The organism is Cryobacterium sp. Y62 (assembly GCF_002929785.1).
Lineage (GTDB): Bacteria > Actinomycetota > Actinomycetes > Actinomycetales > Microbacteriaceae > Cryobacterium.
In genome coordinates this window covers 1-1,332 of sequence record NZ_PJJK01000009.1, presented here as the reverse complement: position 1 = coordinate 1,332, position 1,332 = coordinate 1, and the positions used below count along the sequence as shown (strand labels likewise).

General features: G+C 63.3%; 2 protein-coding genes. One reads left to right on the top strand and one right to left on the bottom strand.

Going from position 1 to position 1,332, the window contains the following annotated elements; translation table 11 throughout:
• The first annotated feature begins 141 nt into the window (after positions 1–141).
• Positions 142–384 carry a hypothetical protein gene (locus CXY71_RS00065; protein ID WP_104133713.1) on the top strand — a complete coding sequence of 81 codons (243 nt, stop codon included), beginning with the start codon at positions 142–144 and terminating at the stop codon, positions 382–384.
• 43 nt (positions 385–427) lie between these two features.
• Here CXY71_RS00065 and CXY71_RS00060 read toward each other — a convergent pair whose 3' ends face one another.
• Positions 428–937, bottom strand: a complete 510-nt coding sequence (locus tag CXY71_RS00060; protein WP_104133712.1) for a hypothetical protein — start codon at positions 935–937, stop codon at positions 428–430.
• Positions 938–1,332: the final 395 nt, after the last annotated feature.

The following is a 1,332-nucleotide window of genomic DNA, read 5'->3' as shown; positions in this document are numbered from 1 at the left end:
CGCTCTGGCGATGCTCAGCCTCGGCGGACATAAACACGTGCTCCCCGGCCGGGTTTAACCCACGGTTGCGTCAGGAGAGCCAATATATCGGCCAATTTTTCTACGGATCGCGCCGCTGCCGCGCAGGCCACCCTCTCCGTTGTGCCCGACGGCGCCCGGGTCGAATCCGATATCGGGCTGATGAATTATCTGGTGGAACGAACGGATGTTTACTGGCTCGGCAACCAGAATCCGCTCCCGGACTATCTAGTGATCGACCTTGCGGCGGGCGGCCTGCCCGGCGAATGGACTTCGGCGCAGGTCGTCGCCGCGGCCTTACACCCCGGCGTGGTGTTCACAACGATTTACTCCGCCGGCGGCTACGAGGTCGCCCGCTTTCGCTGAGACCTGCTGGCGCAGCCAGGTTCAGGCTGGTCACCAGCTTGGCCTAGGGAACCGTCGGGTCTATTGCGCTTGGCTCGACGTTCGGCTGTACGGGTATCACCGGAACCATCCATTTCTGGGCGAGAAGGAACGGAAGCCCTCCGTAACCGCAGGCGGCAAACGTGAAAAGCACCCAGGCGCCCATCTCGGGTTCTGCAGTACCGGCGGCAATTGTGATACCGGCCGTGGTCAGCCAGAGGCACGACGACAGCCCGGCAGCGAAGCCGAGTCCGAGATACACCGATCGGCGATTGGGAGCGCCACGCTCGCGCAACCAATAGGTGGCGAAAAGTGCAGCGCCCAGACTCACCACGACTGCGATCGCCCCCATCGCCACGGTCGGCATCGTCGAGCTCACCGCGCCGTCGCGGCCCCATTGCCGCGGCAGCACAGCGGGCAGGCGTTCAATCCACAGCAGCCAGGTGACGACAACGGCCGCGATGGGCAGCCACAGTGTTGCCGCCGCCGCAACATCGCGCGGGCGTGTCGGCGCCGAATTACTTACCAGTGTCATGTGCTCCCCCGATCACGTGCTGAACGACACGGCCGCCTTCGCACACACTCCATCCAATCACGGACGAACCGGTTGTTCCGGCCCGCCCGATTCCCAGCTAGAGCTCGTGAAAGCGCATGAATGGTTACTCCGCCGTGCTGACGCAGCAATTCACCCGCTCACGCGGCCAGTTGCAGCCCCAGGAATCCTCCCGGCTCGAGTGCCGCAACCTGATCGGCAACCGCACTCCCCGATCAGAAATGGTTCTGAATATATATCCATGTTTACATGAGTTTTTCTCGATTCTATGTGCGTTCTGCGCTATAATTGTGGGCGAAGGAGGCGCCGTCGCCATGACCCTCACCGCCCCGCCCGCAGCAGCCGGTTCAATCCCGGAGCCCGCCTCTCGGGTGGCG